At 59.5% G+C, this 19,328-nt stretch carries 18 protein-coding genes; 6 read left to right on the top strand and 12 right to left on the bottom strand.

From position 1 onward, the window contains the following. Window positions 1-85: 85 nt before the first annotated feature. From RE428_RS21645 to RE428_RS21635, 3 genes are read right to left on the bottom strand one after another with little or no spacing between them, the layout of a single operon-like run. Window positions 86-892: a DUF1338 domain-containing protein gene (locus tag RE428_RS21645; protein WP_004580078.1), complete on the bottom strand. Its 807-nt coding sequence runs from the start codon at window positions 890-892 to the stop codon at window positions 86-88. Beyond that, window positions 882-2,018, bottom strand: a complete 1,137-nt coding sequence (astA, locus tag RE428_RS21640; protein ID WP_004580079.1) for an arginine N-succinyltransferase — start codon at window positions 2,016-2,018, stop codon at window positions 882-884. The genes RE428_RS21645 and astA overlap by 11 nt, the downstream gene beginning before the upstream one ends. Before the next feature lie 56 nt (window positions 2,019-2,074). Next, window positions 2,075-3,286, bottom strand: coding sequence for an aspartate aminotransferase family protein (locus tag RE428_RS21635; RefSeq protein ID WP_004580080.1), 1,212 nt, complete (start codon window positions 3,284-3,286; stop codon window positions 2,075-2,077). Window positions 3,287-3,462: 176 nt separating this feature from the next. Between RE428_RS21635 and RE428_RS21630 the strand changes: the two genes are divergently transcribed. The 5 genes from RE428_RS21630 to RE428_RS21610 all read left to right on the top strand — a co-directional run bounded on the left by RE428_RS21630 (window position 3,463) and on the right by RE428_RS21610 (window position 6,570). Further along, on the top strand, window positions 3,463-3,891 hold the full coding sequence (locus RE428_RS21630) for an Lrp/AsnC family transcriptional regulator (protein ID WP_004580081.1): 429 nt from the start codon (window positions 3,463-3,465) through the stop codon (window positions 3,889-3,891). Window positions 3,892-3,939: 48 nt separating this feature from the next. Continuing rightward, on the top strand, window positions 3,940-4,611 hold the full coding sequence (locus tag RE428_RS21625) for a YoaK family protein (RefSeq protein WP_004580082.1): 672 nt from the start codon (window positions 3,940-3,942) through the stop codon (window positions 4,609-4,611). A 66-nt stretch (window positions 4,612-4,677) separates the two neighbouring features. Beyond that, window positions 4,678-5,157, top strand: a complete 480-nt coding sequence (locus RE428_RS21620; RefSeq protein WP_004580083.1) for a protein tyrosine phosphatase family protein — start codon at window positions 4,678-4,680, stop codon at window positions 5,155-5,157. Next, the gene (locus tag RE428_RS21615) at window positions 5,154-5,684 is read left to right on the top strand and encodes an HAD family hydrolase (RefSeq protein ID WP_004580084.1); all 531 of its coding nucleotides are present in this window, start codon (window positions 5,154-5,156) and stop codon (window positions 5,682-5,684) included. The genes RE428_RS21620 and RE428_RS21615 overlap by 4 nt, the downstream gene beginning before the upstream one ends. 109 nt (window positions 5,685-5,793) lie before the next feature. Then, entirely contained in the window at window positions 5,794-6,570 is a 777-nt protein-coding gene (locus tag RE428_RS21610; protein ID WP_004580085.1) for a substrate-binding periplasmic protein, read from the top strand. 36 nt (window positions 6,571-6,606) lie between these two features. Here RE428_RS21610 and RE428_RS21605 read toward each other — a convergent pair whose 3' ends face one another. From RE428_RS21605 to RE428_RS21565, 9 genes are all read right to left on the bottom strand, one after another. Further along, a complete protein-coding gene (locus tag RE428_RS21605; RefSeq protein ID WP_004580086.1) occupies window positions 6,607-7,641 on the bottom strand; it encodes a threonine aldolase family protein in 1,035 nt (344 codons plus the stop codon). Between the two features lie 23 nt (window positions 7,642-7,664). Next, on the bottom strand, window positions 7,665-8,960 hold the full coding sequence (gene pepQ, locus RE428_RS21600) for a Xaa-Pro dipeptidase (RefSeq protein WP_004580087.1): 1,296 nt from the start codon (window positions 8,958-8,960) through the stop codon (window positions 7,665-7,667). Continuing rightward, entirely contained in the window at window positions 8,953-9,867 is a 915-nt protein-coding gene (locus RE428_RS21595; RefSeq protein ID WP_004580088.1) for a LysR family transcriptional regulator, read from the bottom strand. Before RE428_RS21595 ends, pepQ begins: the two co-directional genes overlap by 8 nt. 70 nt (window positions 9,868-9,937) lie before the next feature. After that, the gene (locus RE428_RS21590) at window positions 9,938-10,951 is read right to left on the bottom strand and encodes an ABC transporter ATP-binding protein (RefSeq protein ID WP_004580089.1); all 1,014 of its coding nucleotides are present in this window, start codon (window positions 10,949-10,951) and stop codon (window positions 9,938-9,940) included. Continuing rightward, on the bottom strand, window positions 10,948-11,946 hold the full coding sequence (locus RE428_RS21585) for an ABC transporter ATP-binding protein (RefSeq protein WP_004580090.1): 999 nt from the start codon (window positions 11,944-11,946) through the stop codon (window positions 10,948-10,950). Before RE428_RS21585 ends, RE428_RS21590 begins: the two co-directional genes overlap by 4 nt. Before the next feature lie 3 nt (window positions 11,947-11,949). Beyond that, window positions 11,950-12,888 (bottom strand): ABC transporter permease, encoded by a 939-nt coding sequence (locus RE428_RS21580; protein WP_004580091.1) that lies wholly within the window; start codon window positions 12,886-12,888, stop codon window positions 11,950-11,952. Then, complete coding sequence (locus RE428_RS21575; protein ID WP_004580092.1) at window positions 12,885-13,934, bottom strand: ABC transporter permease; 1,050 nt, start codon at window positions 13,932-13,934, stop codon at window positions 12,885-12,887. The genes RE428_RS21580 and RE428_RS21575 overlap by 4 nt, the downstream gene beginning before the upstream one ends. Window positions 13,935-14,082: 148 nt before the next feature. Continuing rightward, on the bottom strand, window positions 14,083-15,648 hold the full coding sequence (locus RE428_RS21570; RefSeq protein ID WP_004580093.1) for an ABC transporter substrate-binding protein: 1,566 nt from the start codon (window positions 15,646-15,648) through the stop codon (window positions 14,083-14,085). A 388-nt stretch (window positions 15,649-16,036) separates the two neighbouring features. Further along, the gene (locus RE428_RS21565; RefSeq protein WP_004580094.1) at window positions 16,037-17,113 is read right to left on the bottom strand and encodes a PA0069 family radical SAM protein; all 1,077 of its coding nucleotides are present in this window, start codon (window positions 17,111-17,113) and stop codon (window positions 16,037-16,039) included. A gap of 376 nt (window positions 17,114-17,489) precedes the next feature. On the opposite strand from RE428_RS21565, the gene RE428_RS21560 reads away from it, so the two are divergent. Further along, window positions 17,490-19,085: an isocitrate lyase gene (locus RE428_RS21560; protein ID WP_004580095.1), complete on the top strand. Its 1,596-nt coding sequence runs from the start codon at window positions 17,490-17,492 to the stop codon at window positions 19,083-19,085. Window positions 19,086-19,328: the final 243 nt, after the last annotated feature.

Below are 19,328 nucleotides of genomic sequence, written 5' to 3'. Positions count from 1 at the left end.
TTGCTGTAGACCGCATACTGGAGCCGGGAGCTCGTGCACCGGCTGTTACTTCTGACCCTAGCACAGTTCTCCGCACACGGCGGCGTTACATCCCGGCGTCGGTGCTCTCGAAGATCTTGTCCGCGGAGGCGGCGACAAAGCCTGAGTACAGATGACCGTCCGCCTTCGGATAGCGCAGGGCGAACTCATAGAAACAGCTCGGAATCGTTGCAGTCTGGTCACTGAAGCGGACTTCGACCTTGTCCGCCATGGTGGAGGACTGCTCCAGCAGTTCTTCCGGCGAGCCCTTGATCTCACCACCGGAACTGTTGAGGGTGTAGCCCTCGTCCTTCAGCAACTGGTTCACTTCTTCCAGCGTCTTGAAATTCTTTAGTTGGTTCACGCTGACAGTGAAATGGTTGGCGCGATAGCCCCAGGCTGCCATCCAGGCCGCGTATTCGCTTTCATCCAGTAATTTCTTGTAGGTGTCGTAGTCCACCTTCCAATGGGTACCGGAGTAGAGGAAGTTGTCGGCGGTGACCGCCTCCTCGCTGACCTGGTCCACCATCTCGTGAACGATCTTCTGCAGCTCCGGCGAAAATTTCTCGGTCAACAGTTCGGAAATAAAAACCTTCGGTGCGGTCGGATCTTCATGCTCGAAGTGCTTGGCGTAGAGCTTCTTGGCTTCGAAGTGGTATTCGCCGCCTTCTGTGTAGCCTAATTGGATGAAATGCTCGGCCAGCTTGCTCAGGCTGACCTTGTCGAGGTTGAAGGTGCGCAGGGCAATATGGTCGTTAACGATCTCGCTGCCCTGGGTGCCGCCGAGAATACGGTGGATCTCTTCGGCCTTGGGTGTCACCTCGCGGTAATTGTCCCAGAGGTTCTGGAAAAGGGTATCGCGATCAGAGTGCATACTTGAGCTCCTGTTGCTGACGGGGCTGCGGAACGGGTTGGGCGGCAGCGGACTCGGGCAGGCCGCTGGTCTTGGCGGTCGCCATCGGGATAAAGCGCGCGCTGGCGCCGTCGCGCAGGCCGAGGGATTCGGCTAACGATGAAGGTAGTTGTAGCAGACTGTGCTGGGCGAGGTAGGTTGCCTGATCTGTCACCGTAGCGCGAAAACCCTCCACCTCGGTGTTGGCCACCATGATCGCTTGCCCGGCACCGTCAGGCTTTGGCTTGAAGGCGGACGTGCCGTCCTTGATCACCTGCACCGTGCACTCGATGGAATCGGCGATGCTGCGGATCTGCTCCAGTTCGGCTTCCACGGTGGGGCCGGCATCAAACAGGTCCACGTAGCCCTTGTGGCGGAAACCTTCGGCCTCCAGCATGCGCAGGGCCGGGCGGGTTTTCTCGTGGACCTCACCGATCACGCCCTGGGCATCACCGCTCATAAGATGGGTATAGAGCGGGTACTTAGGCATCAGCTCGGCAATAAAGCCGTTGTTGCCGGCGCCAACCAGCTGGGTCACGGTGGCAAAATCCAGGTCGACAAAGTTGGTGCGCAGCCAGTCCCAGAACGGGGATACGCCGTCGTCACTGGAAACGCCGCGCATCTCGGCAATCACCGTGCTGGCAAAGCGCTGCGCGTTCTGCGCCATGAACAGGAAGCGCACCTTGGATAGCAGCTTGCCGGCGTTGGGCCGACGGAACTGCGGGCGCAGGAACAGTGTGCAGATCTCGCTGCAGCCAGTGTAGTGGTTACACATGTTGAGCACGTCCACCCGCTTGAACAGACCCAGCTCACGGGAGTGATGCACAACCTGACTCTTGTGGTAGTGGTAAAGCGGACTCGCCAGGCCCACGGAGGCCTCGATACCGGTGGTGCCGATCACCTCGCCGGTCTCCGGGTCTTCCAGGACGAACAGGTAGCCCTCGTCTCCGGGCTGTTCGGCGCGGCTGGCAAAGCTGTCGATTGAGTGCTGGATCTTGTTGACCAGGAATTCCCGGTCATCCACCAGTGAGGTAAAGCCCGGACCGGACTCCACGGCGATCGCCTGCAGGGCGGGCAGGTCCTTATGCGCAATCGGTCGAATGATCATGGCGCATCCTCTCTCTCGTGACATCTCTTACGTGACACTACAGCGGCGAACCGCAATTAGTCTTGGGTGCCGAACAGCTCGGCAATAGCCTTCTCGAATCGGGTCAGGCCTTCGTCGATGTCGTCGTTGGGGATGATCAGCGACGGCGTGAAGCGCACCACGTTCGGGCCGGCCACCAGGCAGAGCAGGCCCTGCCGGGTAGCGGCCTGGAGGATTTCCTTGGCGCGGCCGGCATGTTCGTCTTTCAGCTCGGCACCCACCAGCAGGCCCTTGCCGCGGATGTCCTTGAAGATCCCGTAGCGGGCGTTGATCGCGTTCAGGCCTTCGGCAAAATGCTGGTGACGCTGACGCACGCCGGCAAGCAGTTCGTCGTCGTTGACCGTATCGAATGCCGCTTCGCCGACAGCGCAGGCCATCGGGTTGCCGCCGTAGGTGGAACCATGGGTGCCCGGCGTGAAGTGCTTGGCGATTTCAGTGGTGGTCAGCATGGCGCCGATAGGGAAACCGCCGCCCAGGGCCTTGGCGCTGGTCAGGATGTCCGGTGTCACGCCGCTGTCCATGTAGGCATAGAGATGGCCGGTGCGGCCGACGCCGGTCTGGACTTCGTCGAAGATCAGCAGGGCATTGTGCTTGTTGCACAGGTCGCGTACGCCTTTAATGAACGCCGGGTCCGCATCGATAATTCCGCCTTCGCCCTGTAGGGGTTCCATGATCACCGCGCACGTGTTCTCTGAGATCAGGGCTTCGACACTGGCCAGGTCGTTGTAGATGGCGTGGTGGATCGCACCGGGCTTGGGGCCGAAACCATCGGAGTAGGCTTTCTGCCCGCCAACGGTCACGGCAAACAGGGTGCGGCCGTGGAAGCTGCGCTCGAAGGAGATGATTTCGTTCTTCTGTTCGCCATACTCGTTGAAGGCCCAGCGGCGCGCCAGCTTGAGGGCGGCTTCGTTGGCTTCGGTACCGGAGTTGGCGAAGTAGACGCGTTCGGCAAAGGTGGCGTCGGTCAGTTTCCTGGCCAGACGCAGGGCCGGCTCGTTGGTCATCACATTGGCCAGGTGCCAGACTTTTTGGCTCTGTTCCTGCACGGCCTTCACCAGAGCGGGATGGCAATGGCCCAGACAGTTCACGGCGATACCGCCGGCGAAGTCGATGTATTCGCGACCCTCTTGATCCCAGACCCGCGAACCTTCGCCGCGTACGGGTATGACCGCGGGCGGAGCATAGTTGGGGACCATGACTTCATCGAACAGGGCGCGTGTGACTTCCATACAAATGACCTTCTTTCAGAAATTTACGGACCGGCTTTCAGATGGTTAGGTATCAAAGCTCGACGGTCTTACACCTTTAATTGGGCCCATTATGCGGTTTGGTTATGTCAGATTGCAGTTTCGAAATGGCAGAAATAATGTCAAAATCTGGCGAAATGACGATTTAGACGGGCGATATGGTAACTCCACAGGACCAGAAGCTGCTTTTCCTGCTGCGCCGCAATGCCCGCACCAGTGTCTCTGACCTGGCCCGCGCCCTGGATCTTTCGCGTTCGACGGTCCAGAACCGCATTGCCCGCCTTGAGGCCAATGGGGTGATCAAAGGCTATTCGCTGGAAGTGGGCGGCGAATACACCGCGCAGCAGGTGGAAGCCCACGTATCGATCAAGGTGCACCAGAAGCTCACCGCCAAGACCAATACCGCGTTGGAACAGATCAGCCATGTGGCCCAGCTCTATTCGGTGAGTGGCGAGTACGATCTGCTTGCGATCGTGCAGGCCCAGTCGCTTGAAGAGTTGAGCGCAGTGCTGGATGAGATCGGTAACCTGGAGGGGGTGGAGCGCACCAACTCGGCGGTGGTGCTGGAGACCAAGTTCAAGCGCTGATGAGCGTTGTTTGTCGGGGCGCGGATTGCGTTCCTTGGGAGTAAAACCGTGATCACGAAACTGCCGCGCTGGGTTGAATCCGGGGCTTTCCTGCTGTCGTTCCTGGCCGGCAGCGTCAATGCCGTGGGGTTTCTCGGCTTCCAGCACCAGGCCATTTCCCACCTCTCCGGCACGGCCACGTTACTGGGGATCGAGCTGACGACGCTGAATGTCTCGTCTCTCCATCTGCTGGGTATCCTCGCGAGCTTCCTGCTCGGTGCCGCGCTCAGTGGCTGGCTGATCGAAAACACGGCATTGCGACTGGGGCGCCATTACAGCTTGGCGTTGGTGATCGAGGGTGGACTGCTCCTGGCCGCCATGGCGTCGCTTGGGAATAGCGGCATGGTGGGCCATTATCTCGCGTCCGCCGCCTGCGGGCTGCAGAATGCCATGGTGACCACGTACAGCGGTGCGATCGTGCGTACCACCCATGTCACCGGTATATTCACCGACCTGGGACTGATGCTGGGCGCCCGCCTGCGCGGTATACCGCTGGACCGTCGCAAGGCGATCCTGTTCCTGTTGATCATCTCCGGCTTCGTGATCGGCGGCACCGTCGGCGCCATGCTCTTCGAGCGCTTCCGTTTCGATGCCCTCCTGCTGCCGGCGACCATCGCGTTTGTCCTGGCGATCGGCTACGGGCTCTATTTGCGTCGGATTGCCCTGCCGGGTCAACGATAAGCCCATGACAGTGCAACAGGTGTCGATTAATCTGGCAAAGGAATCAACCGTTGCCGCAGGATCGCCATGGAAACCATCAGGAATTTTGTCCAGCTGACGGACCGGATCGGCACGGCCGGCCAACCGACGCCGGAGCAGTTTAGCCTCATCGCCGAAAACGGTTATTCCTGGGTGATCAACCTGGCGATGCCGGACCATGCCGACGCGCTGGTCAATGAAGGAGAGCTTGTTACTCGCGAGGGAATGGGCTACCTCCATATTCCCGTTCCCTTCAAATCACCGGCCCCAGTTCATGTGCGTCAATTCTGCCGGCTCCTGAAAAGCCTGCTCGATGAGGAGCCGCATCAGAAGGTCTTTGTGCACTGCATTATGAATTACCGGATTTCGGCCTTTATGTTCCACTACTTCACCAAGGTTGAAGGTCGCGATCCGGCGCTGTCGCGTTCGCCCATGTTTGAAAGCTGGACTCCCGATCCGGTCTGGTCTGATCTACTGGAGTGGGACGCGGACAAGATCGGTATGGCAAAAGCCCCGTCCGCGTCATGAGCGTAAACGCCGCTGCGCCCGGGCCGGAGGTCTACCTGTTCGACTGGGGCGACACCCTGATGGTCGATTACCCGGACGCCCCCGGGAAGATGTGCGACTGGCCCCGGGTCGAGGCTGTGTCCGGCGCTGTGGAGACCCTGCGTTGCCTTTCCCGGCACGCCCGGATCTACGTTGCGACCGGTGCCCAGGATTCTACGGAATCCGATATCTGGAAAGCGTTGGTGAGAGTGGTGCTCGATCCCTGGATCGCAGGCGTTTTCTGTCAGGCTAACCTTGGCGTGGCCAAGGGCGACCCACGTTTCCTGCAGTTAATTTTGCAAAAGTTGTCTGTTGCACCGAACCAAACCGTCATGGTTGGTGATAATCTGAGCAGAGACGTGATGCCTGCGCTGGCTTCAGGCATCACGCCGATATGGCTGCGTACAGGATCTTCAGACGCTTCTATCGAAAGCCCACTGAATAATGCCAGGGGCGACAAACTGCCTGCGGGCATACGCGTTATCCGGAACCTGTCAGAACTCCTTTGAATGCGTACTGTCAGGCGACTGCGACGGATCGCCAACACCGTTTACACCGAATGGTTGCTAACCTAACGATATCGTCGAAGCCGTTATTTGATCGGAAAGAGCCGCGAGAATGTTGTCTACCTGCTGTACCAGGCGTGGTTTGCTTGTCCTTTGCATTGTCTTCCTGATGCTGTTCGCCTCCTGGTCCTCGGCACAGACGCTGAATCTGGTGACCGAGGCCTGGCCGCCGCTGATCGTCGACACACCTCAACACGAACCCCAGGGACCGCTTTGGACTATTACCCGCTCGGTTGCGCAGCGCATGGGGGTCGACGTCTATGTACGCTTCGTCCCATGGAAACGGGCTCTGGACCAGGTGGCCCGTAGCCAGAAAGATGGAGTTATCGGTGCGGCGCGTACGCGGGGCCGTGAAAAGGTGATGCGTTTTTCGGAAGAGCCGCTGCTTTACAGCGAGACGGCGGTGTTCTCTCTCCGCAGGGCTCCCGTTCGTTTTGACGACGGTTTGTCCAGCCTGACGGGTAAACGGGTTGCGGTGTCGGCCGGGTATTCCTATAACCGAGAGGTCTGGTCGGCGCCTTATTTCGAACGCGTTGAAGTCAGGGATATCCAGTCAGGGCTGCAACTGGTCATGATGGGCCGAGTCGATGCTTTTCTGGTGAACCGGGATGTAGGCTGGTACGAAGCGCGTCAGTTGGGTATTGAGGACCAACTGGTTGCATCGGCCGGGGTCGTCAGTGGCGGTCCCGTCTACCTGGCATTCTCGCCCTCCGTATCCCCGGCGTTGATCGAGGACTTCGATCGGGCGCTGCGCGCCTTTCGCGACACCGAGGAGTACCGGCGTCTGATGCTCGACTTCAGCGCGCCGGTCGATCCTTCGGTTCCTTAGGCAGTCGGTCCCCTCGACAGTCTGCCACCACTCTGGTCAGGCCGCGCTCGCGGCTGCAATATCCTTCACCAGCTCGTCGATCCGCTCTGGCGTGCTGGACCAGGAGCAGACAAAACGCGCCGCGCCGCCGATAAAGGTATAGAAGTGCCATCCCCGGGCGCGCAGCTCGGTTTGCACCGCTTCAGGCAGGTCCACGAAGACGGCATTCGCCTGCCGCGGAAAGCACAGCTCGACGCCGTCCAGCTGTCGGATGCCCTCTTCCAGGCGGGCGGCGCAGGCATTGGCGTGCTGGGCGTTCTTCAGCCATGCATCGTTCTCCAACAGCCCGCACCAGGGGGCGGAGATGAAGCGCATCTTCGAGGCCAATTGTCCGGCCTGCTTGCAGCGCCATTCGAAATCCTCCGCCAGTTGGCGGTTGAAGAACAGGATGGCCTCGCCGACCGCCAGTCCGTTCTTGGTACCGGAGAAACACAGCACATCGACGCCGGCCTTCCAGGTAATCTCCGCTGGTGAGACGTCGAGCGCCGCCACCGCGTTGGCAAACCGGGCGCCATCCATATGGATGCGAAGGCCGTAGCGGTCGGCCACTTCGCGGATCGCCTTGAGTTCCTCCACGGTATAGAGCGTACCTACCTCGGTGGATTGGGTGAGGGTAATCACCCGCGGCTTGGGGTAATGGATGTCGGTACGCCTTGTAACCAGCCGCTCGATGCTTTCCGGGGTCAGCTTGCCGTTGGGGCCATCGCCAACCAGTAGCTTCGAGCCGTTGGAGGCGTATTCCGGGCCACCGCACTCGTCCGTCTCCACATGGGCCAGTTCGTGACAGATCACGCTGTGGAAGGACTGGCACATGGCCGCCAGGCTCAGGGAATTGGCAGCGGTGCCGTTGAAGACGAAGAACACCTCGCAGTCGGACTCGAAGGTCTCGCGCAGGCGATCCGCGGCCATTTGCGTCCAGGGATCCTCACCATAGGCGCTGGCATCCTGCGTGTTGGCGCGGGCCATGAAATCCCAGGCTTCCGGACAAATGCCGGCGTAGTTGTCGCTTGCGAACTGTTCATCGTGAGGCATGGTCGGTCTGTCCTTATGGCGTGCTATTCGGGCAGGTAGGGGCGGGTAAGGTTGCGCGAACCGGTATCGGTAACGAGCACGTTATCCTCGATCCGGATGCCGCCGCAGCCCTTGAGTTCATCGATCAGCGGCTTGTTCAGGTACTGGCTGTCGGCACCGTCGAGGATGGGCTGGAGCAGGGACGGGATAAAGTACAGCCCCGGCTCGATCGTCACCACCATGCCGGGCTCCAGGCGATGGGTCAGGCGCAGCGCCGGCGCCTTCTCCGGAGATGGGCGCGGCTTGCCGGCGACATCGTGCACCTGTACCCCCAGGAAGTGGCCCAGACCGTGGGGGAAGAAAGCACGGGTGATCTGCCGCTCCACCATGTCTTCTTCGGAAAGCTCTTTGACCAGGTCCGCCGCCCTGAGCAGGGCGGCGATACCCAGGTGAGTGCGGTAGTGCAGCTCGACATAATCCACGCCCGGGGCAACGGCATCGCACAGTCGCTGCTGCAGGGATTCGACGCCGTTGATGAGCGCCTGGAAGCGGTTCTCGCCCGGAGCAGCGGTGCTCCGAGTAATGTCCGAGCAGTAACCCCGGTAGCGGCAACCGGCATCGATCAGCAGGCTGCGGGCGCGGGCGGGTGAGGCGGTTTCGTAGTGTTGATAGTGCAGGATGCCGGCGTGGTCGTTCAGCCCGATTATGCTGTGATAGGGCGAATCCACCTCCCGTTGGGCAGTGGCCTGTTGATAGGCAAGGTTGATGCCGAACTCACTGGCACCGTTGAGGAAAGCCTCACGGGCAGCGCCATGGCCGCGTGCGGCCCTGGCGTTGGCCCGCTCGATACACTCGACTTCATAGTCCGACTTGCAGATCCGCAGGTGATCCAGCGCGGCCAGCAATGCCGGCGGGTTGGCCTGACCCTTGACGGCGTTGATCTGGGCCGGGTCGCCGATCACGGCCAGGCGTTCGGGATAGGCAATCTCCGGCGCGCCCGTTCCGGCCTGCCCCTCCACCTTGATCAGTTGGGTCCACGCCTCGGTGGGGATCTCGGCGGTGGCGTGCCAGAAGTCCACCGGTGTATGCAGCCACAGACGGACATGACCTTCGCGGTCCACCAACAGCCAGCTATGCTCGATACCAGTCAGGCCGGTCCAGTGCAGGAAATGGCCGTAGCCGTGATGGTGGTGGTACTGGTCGTCGGCATAGCGTACGGGAGCTGCACCGGAACTGATCAGCACCGCATCGTAGCCCTGCTGTTGCAGGATATCGGCGTACGCGTCTTGCAAGTGCTGGATGTGAGCCTTCTGCAGGTCGTCGAGTTGCGTGTCAGGCATATTGCTTTACCAGTTCATTCCATAGGTTCAGGGTGTCTTCCGTGCGCGGCTGGCGCAGTCGGATCAGACGGATGTCGACGTGCACGTCCCAGCGCTCGTCGCCGGCCCGCTGCAGCTGTCCGAAATGCTCGCTCTTTTCGCCCATCCGGTAAGGCAGCCAGCCCATGCCGAAACCCTGTTTGATTAGGGCCTTCACACTGGCGGAGTGTGTGTTTTCGTTCAGCGGCAGCAGATGTGCCTGGGGCTGGGTACGCCCGAGCTGCGCCAGGATGGCTGAGGCGAGGAATCCGCGTGGGTGATAGGCAATCACCGGCACCGGCTGCTCCAGCGAACCTGGCAAGGTAAAGCGCGGCGCGCCCGACTCCTGGCTGATACTGAACGGCGTTACCTGTTCGTCGGCCAGGGTCAGCCAGTCATAGCGTGATTTATCGAGCCGGTATTTCCAGGGCAGGTCGTCGTGCCAGTAGCAGAGCACCATGTCCACTTCGCCGTTATCCAGGGCATCGAGGAAATCCTCGCCAATCCAGTTGGTGGACTTGAGGTTGATCTCCAGGTGCTCCCGCAGCCCGGTCTGTTCCACCCACCCGGCAAAGAAGTGGGAGAACAGCCCCTGGGTGGAACCGACACTGATCCGCGTAGCCGCGTCGGCCTCCAGCGCCGTGATATGTTCCCGGGTATCGCGCACATCCCGGGTGATGCGCTCGCACATATCCAGGAAGACTTCCCCCGCCGGCGTTAGCGACAGAGGGAGCGTCTGGCGGTTGATCAGCGTGGCTCCCATCGTATCTTCCAGCAACTTGATGCGCCGGCTGAACGTGGGCTGGCTGACATGCTGCATTTCCGCCGCACGGGAGAAATGCCGCGTTTTGGCCAGTGCCATGAAGTCTTCTAACCAGCGTACTTCCATACTGCCGTCATGCCCCGCATTGGACGCGAATTAATAAAACCCGTCTGGCAGCATAGCGTAATCGGGGCACTTACAGACGTCCTTCTTCTACCGCGTGGCAGGCCACCTGTGCGCCGCCGTCGGTAGCAATCAACTGCGGTACTTCCTGTTTGCAACGGTCGTTGGCATAGGGGCAGCGACCGTGGAAGACACAGCCTGACGGCAGGTGCACCGGGGTCGACACCTCGCCATGCAGGCGAATGTGGTTGGGCCGGTCGTCCTCAAGTCTTGGAATCGCTGACAGCAGCGCCTGGGTGTACGGGTGGCGCGGTGTGTCGAACAGGGTCTTGGTGTCCGCCAGTTCGCAGACCGTACCCAGGTACATGACCGCCACGCGGGTACCGAAGTGCTCCACCACCGACAGGTCGTGGGTGATGAACAGGTAGGTGAGGCCGCGATCTTCCTGGGCATCCATCATCAGGTTGAGCACCTGCGCCTGAATGGAGACGTCGAGGGCCGAGATCGGCTCGTCGGCGACGATGAATTCCGGATCCACCGCCAGGGCGCGGGCAATCGCGATACGCTGACGCTGGCCGCCCGAGAATTCGTGGCCAAAGCGCGTGCCCCAGTCGGGATCGATACCCACGGAGTGCATGACCTCGTGCACCTTGTCGCGAATCTCCGTCTTCGACCAGTTAGGGTGGTGGAACTTGATCGGTTCCTCCAACGTCTGCTGGATGGTCATCCGCGGATTCAGGGATGCATAGGGATTCTGGAAAATCATCTGCATCTTCTGGCGGTAAGGCAGTACGGACTTGCCTTCCATATCGTCGATGCGCTGACCCCCGTAATGGATTTCGCCCTCGGATGGGGATAGCAGACCCATCACGGTACGTGCGACGGTGGACTTGCCACAGCCGGATTCGCCGACGACACAGAGGGCTTCGCCCTTCTGTACGTCCAGGTTGACGCCGTTGATGGCGTGGACGAATTCCTGGTGGCGTACGAAGCGACCGTTGCGGAAGCGCAACTGCTCCAGGAAGTTGCCGGACAGGTCAAAGCGCTTCTTCAGGTCCCGGATCTGGACCAGGGGTTGGGCCGTCATGATGTCATCTCCCGCTGTTGTTTCTCTTCCTCGATCAGCTTGCGTACTTCATGGCAGGCCACATCGACGTTGCCGGAGGTGACGTACTCCGGCATTTCCTGCTTGCACAGATCGGTTGCGAACTGGCAGCGGGGGTGGAAAGGACAGCCGGTGGGAATCTTGGCCAGAGACGGCATGGCCCCCGGGATCTGGAACAGGCGACGCCCCGGTTCGCCCATCTGCGGCAGGGCATTGATCAGACCCTGGGTGTAGGGATGCTGGGCATCGTTGATGATTTCCTTGGTCGGACCTTGTTCGATGATGCGTCCGGCATACATGACCAGCATGCGCTGGGTCACCTGGGAAACCACGCCCAGGTCGTGGGTGATCAGCATCAGGGCGACATTGCGTTGCTCGCACAGTTCGAGCAGCAGCGCCATGATTTCCGCCTGGATGGTGACGTCCAGGGCGGTGGTGGGTTCGTCGGCAATGATGATTTCCGGATCCAGCAGCAGGGCAATGGCGATGATTACCCGCTGGCGCATACCGCCGGACAGCTCATGCGGGTATTGATCGAGCCGCTTCTCCGGGGACGGAATCTGCACCTGCTTGAGCCGGTCCAGCGCGATATCCCGCGCCGCCTTGGTACTGATGCGTCGATGGGCCTTGATGGCCTCGACCATTTGGGTGCCGATGCTCAGTACCGGGTTCAGCGTCATCATCGGGTCCTGGAAGATCATGGCGATGCGGTTGCCGCGGATCTTGCGCAGCTCGCGGTCGCTCATGGCCGCCAGGTTCTTGCCTTCGAACAGGATCTCGCCGCCGGCGATATAACCGGGGCGGGCAATCAGGTTGAGGATGGAGAAGGCGGCCACGGATTTACCCGCACCGGATTCCCCCACCAGGCCGAGCCGCTCGCCCTTGTCCAGGGAGAAGCTGATCTTGCGCAGGGCCTGGAGATCGCCGCCACGCACGGCGAAGCGGACATCGAGGTTCTTGACTTCAAGCAGTGCCATGGCTTACCCCTTGTACAATCTCGGGTTCAATACATCACGTAGCCAGTCACCCAACAGGTTGATGACCAGCACCAGGACCACCAGCACAAGGCCGGGAATCATCGTGATCCACCAGGAACCGCTCTGGATGTAATCGAAGCCGGACTTGATCAGCGAACCCAGCGAGGGCTGGGTTTCCGGCATACCCAAACCGAGGAAGGAGAGGGCCGCCTCGGAGATGATTGCGTTGGCAATCTGCACCGTGCCGATAACGAAAATAGGCGACAGGGTATTGGGCAGGATATGGCGGAACATGATGCGCTTGGAGCGGAAGCCCATGACCTTCGCTGCGTCCACATATTCCTTCTTTTTCTCCGCCAGAACCGACGCCCGTACGGTACGGGCAATCTGGGGCCATTCCGCCACACCGATAATCAGGATCAGCATATAGATAGCGATCTCGCCAAACATCAGGTTGCCGAAACTGGCCTTGAACACGGCCCCCACGATGATCGCGACCATCAGGGTGGAGAACGACAGCTGTACGTCGGCGATACGCATCAGGATGGAATCCACCTTGCCGCCGAGGTACCCGGCCAGCAGACCGAACAGGATGCCCAGCGCCGCTTGCAGGATGACCGCGCCGAAGCCGATCAGTAGCGATACGCGGGTGCCGTAGAGAATGGTCGATAGCATGTCGCGCCCTTGGGAATCGGTACCCAGCGGGAATGAGGGGTCGGCGCCGTCGACCCAGATCGGCGGCAGTTCCGAGTTCATGATGTTGATGGTGGCCAGGTCGTACGGGTCATGCGGGGCCAGCAGCGGCGCAAAGAACGCCGCAAGGGCAATCAGCACGAAGACGATAAAGCTGGCGATGGCCACCTTGTCGCGTTTGAAGCTGTACCAGAGGAAGGATTCCCGGAAACGGCTCCAGCGGGATGCGTTTGCGGTCGCTGTGGTCATGCCTTCTTACCTGTTAGTTTGACTGTGGGGTTAACCAGTCCGTAGACCAGGTCAACCACCGTATTGGTGATCACGAAGATGAGGCCCACGATCATCAGGTAAGAGACGATCAGGGGGATGTCGCTGCGGGTGATGGCCTCGAGGAACATCAGGCCGACACCGGGCCATTGGAAAACGGTTTCCGTGAGGATGGTGTAGGCCACCATGATGCCCAGCTGCACCCCGCCGACCGTGATGACCGGCAGCATGGTGTTTTTCAGGGCGTGCAGGAAGTTGATACGACCCGGCGCAATACCTTTGGCCTGGGCGTAGCGGATGTAGTCGCTCTGCAGCACTTCCATCATTTCGGCGCGGATCAGGCGGATAAACAGCGGCAACATGATCGACGCCAGGGACACCGCCGGCAGCAACAGGTGCATCAGGCCATCCCAGGAGAAGAAATTGGAATGCCAGGTGCCGAACAGGTGGGTCAGCTCACCGCCGCGACCGTAGGAGGGCATGCCGCCCTCGGTGGAGAAGAGCTCGTTGAGCCATTGCCCCCAACCGGTATCGGACGGGAACCAGGTCACCGTTACGCCGATGGAGAACAGCTGTATCAGCACGATGGCCGTGAGGAACACGGGAATCGAGATGCCCACGGTACTCACACCCATAAAGAATTTGGACAGCCACGCCCGCGGCCGGATGGCGGCATAGACCCCGATCGGGACGGACAGCAAGCCGATGATCAGGCTGGCGGCGATGACCAGCTCAAGGGTGGCGGGCAGGTGCTCCAGGATGACATCCATGGTGGGTTCGCCATAGAAGTAGGAGTTGCCCAGATCGCCCTGGATGGCATTGCCGGCAAAGCGGACGTATTGCACCAGGAAAGGATCGTTCAGGCCCAGGTCCTCGCGGAGCTGTTCCCGTTCGGCCTCGGACACGGATTGCCCGACCATCTGTCGCAGCGGATCGCCCAGACCATCCTGGATGGCGAAGCTGATCACGCTGATCACGAACATTACCAGGATCGCCTGGCCTATCCGTTGAACCAAAAACGCTAACATGGGGTCACACCGAAAACTGGCTGGGAAGCGCCGGCAGAAGCCTCGGTTTCCCGGGTTTTATTGGTTTACTGCTTGCTCGCTTGGGCGAGCGGGTACAAAAAAGCCGGGTCCAATACCGTGTCGGACCCGGCTCTCACTTCAGGTCCCGTTATTCAATGACTAGGTCACCGAGGTAGGGGAAGTTCATCACGTTCAGGATCGGCTCGATCTGTACGTTCTTCTTGGAGGCCCAGGCCAGGTCCTGCCAGTGCAGCGGCACGAACGCGGCGTCTTCATACAAGCCTTTCTCGACCTTCTGCAGCATCTCGGTACGCTTGGCGACATCGGTCTCGACGTTGGCCTTCTCAACCAGCTTGTCCAGTTCCGGGTTGCAGTAGTTGCCTGAGTTGTACTGGCCGGCACCGGTTTCAGCGTTCGGGCACATGGTCAGGAACTCGTAGAAGTTGGCGGAGTCTTCGGTGTCCGCGTGCCAGCCGATCATCATCATGTCAGCGGCGCGATTGTCGAACTCAGGCCAGTACTGGGCCTTCGGCAGGGTCTTCAGGTCGACCTTGATGTTGATGCGAGCCAGCATGGCGGCAACCGCCTGGGCGATTTTGTCATCATTCACGTAACGGTTGTTCGGCGCCATCATGGTGATAGTGAAGCCATCTTCGTAACCGGCTTCCTTCATCAGTTCTTTAGCCTTCTCGATATCGAAACGCTTTTCCAGGCTATCCACATGGCCCTGGTAGCCTTCCGGCGACAGTTGGGCAGCCGGGGTGGCGAAGCCTTTCATGATCTTGGCGGCGATACCTTCCTGGTTGATGGCATAGGCGATGGCCTGACGCACGCGCTTGTCCTTGAACGCCTCCACCCGCTTCTGGTTCATCTGGAACACGATGATGCGGGTACCGCTCATGGTGACCAGGTTGGTCTTCGGATCGTTCTTGATCCGGTCCAGATCGGTGGGCGGTACCGGAGCGATAAAGTCCACGCCGCCGGAGAGCAGGGCGGATACGCGGGTATTGTTTTCCTTGATCGGGGTCAGGATGACATGGCCCACGTTACCCGGGGAATCCTGGTCCCAGTAGTCCTCGAATCGCTCGAATTCCACCTTGACGCCCTGCTGGCGGGAGGTGACCTTGAACGGCCCGGTGCCGGACTGGTTACGGGAGGCGAAGGTGTCTACCTGCTTGCTGATGGCGCTCTTGTCGTTACCATCCTTGTCGGTACCCGTGTAGAACGCCTTGTCCATCGGGAAAATGTAGGTAGCGGTGTTCAGGACCAGCGGGTAAGGCTCTTTGGTGACCAGGTCGAAAGTATGTTCGTCGATGATCTTGAGATCGCTGAACGGCTGGAAGATGGCCTTGTAGTCCTGGCTCTTCTTCAGGCGCTCGAAGGTGAACTTGACGTCTTCACTGGTCAGGGTGTTGCCGGAGTGGAATTTGACCCCTTCGCGCAGGTGAAAGCGCATGGTCTTGTCGTCGATACGTTCCCAGCTCTTGGCGAGGCGCGGTTCGAATTCCAGGTCCTTGGTCCAGCGGATCAGCGGATCGAAATTCATGTGCGACAGCTGAAGCATGCCGCCGGAGAGCTGCTCATGGATATCCAGGCTGATGGGGTCGGCATCGTAGGCCAGCTTGAGTTCTTTGTCGGCCTCGGCAGCGGACGCGAGGGGAGCGGCCCCCGCCAGTGCCACGCAGCTCATAAAGGCTGTGAGGAGTCGTTTCATAGGGTTGCGTATCCTGTCGCTGATGATTTATTCGAAATTCTTTTAATGCGATCTGCGGTAAGTACAGATTGCAGTGGTGTTAGAAAGTAGTGACTGATTGTTCACTGAGCAATCGAAAAAACGACATGTGGTTATTCGTGGTATGAATGAACTGAATCAGGTCAGATTGGTTTTTGTCGGACAGTAAGTAGAAAAGCTATTTAAAACAGCGGGGTGGAAGGCATGCGGAGAGGTCAAAAAGACGTCGGTGTTCCATCCTGATCCGGGGGCGCACCAGATCGGCTCGGGGCACTTCGTAATGTTTTCCGGGTTTTTCTTGCGAGATCCAGGGACGTTTTTCACTTTTTGCATCGCTTGAACGGCTCGTTTGCATTCAACGCGATCATGATCAAATGGGGGTGACGGGGATCAGACTCAACTGCTCGCCGGCCGGACGTGCAAAAAGGTCGGTACGTAACGGCTCAGCCTCGTGTAGGTTCAGGCCCAGCTTCCTGGCCTTGCGATTGAAGCGCTGGCGAATAAGGTCCGCATAGATGCCCTGACCCCGCATACGGTGGCCGAAGCGGTTGTCGTAGGCCTTGCCGCCGCGCATATCGCGGATGCGGTTCATCACATGGCGTGCCCGGTCCGGGAAGTGGCGTAGTAGCCAGTCTTCGAACAGTTCGTGAATCTCCCAGGGCAGGCGCAGCATGATCCAACTGGCACGCCGGGCACCGTTTTCCGCTGCCGCCTCCAGAATCGCTTCGATTTCAGCGTCATTAATAAAAGGAATCACGGGCCCGAGGATGATGCCGGTTGGAACGCCGGCGGCAGACAGCTCGCGGAGGATTTTCAGGCGTGTCGCCGGCGCGGCGGTGCGCGGTTCCATCTGGCGCTTCAGTTCATTATCCAGGGTGGTAAGACTTACGCGTACTGAACACAGGCCGTCTTCGGCGAGGCTGGCCAGCAGATCCAGGTCGCGCAGTATCAGCGCTCCTTTGGTGATGATTGACACCGGATGGTTGTATTCGCGCAGGACCTGTAGCAACTCCCTGGTCAGGCGGCGTTTCTTCTCCAGCGGCTGGTAGGCGTCGGTATTCACGCCCAGGGCGATGGGACTGGGCACGTAGTTGGGTTTGTCGAGGGCCTCACGCAGGCGCTGCGCGCCATTGGGTTTGGCGATCAGCTGGGTCTCGAAATCCAGGCCCGGCGACAGGTCCCAGTAGGCGTGGGTAGGGCGCGCAAAACAGTAGATGCAGCCATGCTCGCAGCCCCTGTAGGGGTTGATCGACTGGTCGAAAGGCACGTCTGGCGATTGGTTGGTACTGATGATCGAGCGCACCTGTTCATCAACCACATGGGTTGCGATCGAATCCGGGCATAGCATGTCGTCAGGATCGTGATACCAGCCGTCGTCAAGGTCCCGGTCGGACGTCAAGGGCTGATAACGGTTGTGGGGGTTATTCCCCGTGCCTCGCGTGCGCATAGCGTATACCTGGCTTGGGTGGGTCCAGATGCTTCGGATACTGTTTAAATATACAGTATTTGGGCAGAATACGCCGCACGGCAAGCCTTGGCAAGCTCAACGGGTGGCGGGAAAGCGTGGCAAATAAGAAAGGGTAAGTTGGAGAAAACCGGAATGAACAATGGGCGATATGTCGCGAACCTGATTAACCAGTGATCAATCAAACGGTTGTGTGAATGCAGGCGACATTCATGCAAAAAATATCGGGAATACACAATATAAATTTTAATTATGACTAGGCCGTTCGTAGAATACCCTCCATCGCCTGCCCGTAGCTGGGGGCTTTAATAGCTGCGTGCAGGACCTTTGGCTCACTCAATTAAAAACAGGATCGACCATGTCACAGTACAACCAAGACATCGAGGCCATCAAAGCCCTTAAGGAAAAGATGAAGGGCTGGGATGCGATCAACCCTGAGCACGCCGCTCGCATGCGCGCCCAGAACAAGTTCAAGACCGGTCTGGATATCGCCAAGTACAACGCGAAGATCATGCGCGAAGACATGGCGAACTATGACAAGGACACCTCGCAGTACACCCAGTCCCTGGGCTGCTGGCACGGCTTCATCGGTCAGCAGAAGCTGATCTCCATCAAGAAGCACTTTGGTTCCACCAAGCGTCGTTACCTGTACCTCTCCGGCTGGATGGTCGCTGCCCTGCGTTCCGAGTTCGGTCCGCTGCCTGACCAGTCCATGCACGAGAAGACGTCTGTCGCCAGCCTGATCGAAGAGCTGTATACCTTCCTGCGTCAGGCAGACGCATGGGAACTGAATCACCTGTTCCGTGGCCTGGAAGAAGCCAAGAACGCCGGCGATACCGCCAAGGCTGCCGATATCCAGGAGCAGATCGACAATCACGAAACGCACGTTGTGCCGATCATTGCCGATATCGATGCAGGCTTTGGTAACGCCGAAGCGACTTACCTGCTGTCCAAGAAGATGATCGAAGCCGGCGCCTGCTGTATCCAGATCGAGAACCAGGTTTCCGACGAGAAGCAGTGTGGCCACCAGGACGGCAAGGTGACCGTTCCCCATGCTGACTTCCTGTCCAAGATCAATGCCGTGCGTCTGGCGTTCCTCGAACTGGGTGTCGATGACGGCGTTATCGTTGCGCGCACCGACTCCCTGGGCGCAGGCCTTACCCAGAAGCTGGCCGTCACCAACGAGCCAGGTGACCTGGGCGACCAGTACAACAGCTTCCTGGATGGTGACTACATCGAGAAGCCGGAAGATATCAACAATGGCGACGTTGTGATCAAGTCCGACGGCAAGCTGATGAAGCCTAAGCGTCTGGCCTCAGGCCTGTTCCAGTTCCGTCCCGGCACCGGCGAAGACCGTGTTGTCCTGGACTGCATCACCAGCCTGCAGAACGGTGCTGACCTGCTGTGGATCGAAACCGAGAAGCCGCACGTGGGCCAGATCGCTTCTATGGTTAACCGCATCCGTGAAGTGGTGCCCGATGCCAAGCTGGTCTACAACAACAGCCCGTCCTTCAACTGGACCCTGAACTTCCGTCAGCAGGTATTCGACGCGTGGAAAGAGGAAGGCAAGGATGTGTCTGCGTACGACCGCGACGCACTGATGAGCGCCGAGTACGACGACACCGAGCTGGGCAAGCTGGCTGATGAGTGGACCCGTAACTTCCAGCGCGACGCATCGCGCGAAGCGGGTATCTTCCACCACCTGATCACCCTGCCGACGTACCACACTGCGGCCCTGTCCACCGACAACCTGGCCAAGGGCTACTTCGGCGACGAAGGCATGCTGGCCTACGTCGGCGGTGTGCAGCGTAAGGAAATCCGTCAGGGTATCGCCACCGTCAAGCACCAGGATATGGCGGGTTCCAACATCGGTGACGACCACAAGGAATTCTTTGCGGGCGATGCAGCCCTGAAGGCCGGTGGTAAAGACAACACCATGAATCAGTTCGGTTAATCGACCGATCTGGTTGCCGTCGACCGGGGCCTCGCTCCGGTTCGATGCCCTGAAAACCCCGCTTTCAAGCGGGGTTTTTTAATGCGCGATGTAGCTCTCCAGTTTTTTCTCCTGCCTGTAATGCCCTGTCAATGAGGGTTACAGGTCATTCATCAGCTAACCCGCTGAATCGAAGTCACTTTTCTTTTCGCTCCTGACGTCAGTTCCGAAACCTGTTTCAAGGTTGAAACAGGTCAATGTGAC

This window comes from Marinobacter nanhaiticus D15-8W (genome assembly GCF_036511935.1).
GTDB lineage: Bacteria > Pseudomonadota > Gammaproteobacteria > Pseudomonadales > Oleiphilaceae > Marinobacter_A > Marinobacter_A nanhaiticus.
This window is presented reverse-complemented; position numbering and strand designations above follow the sequence as displayed.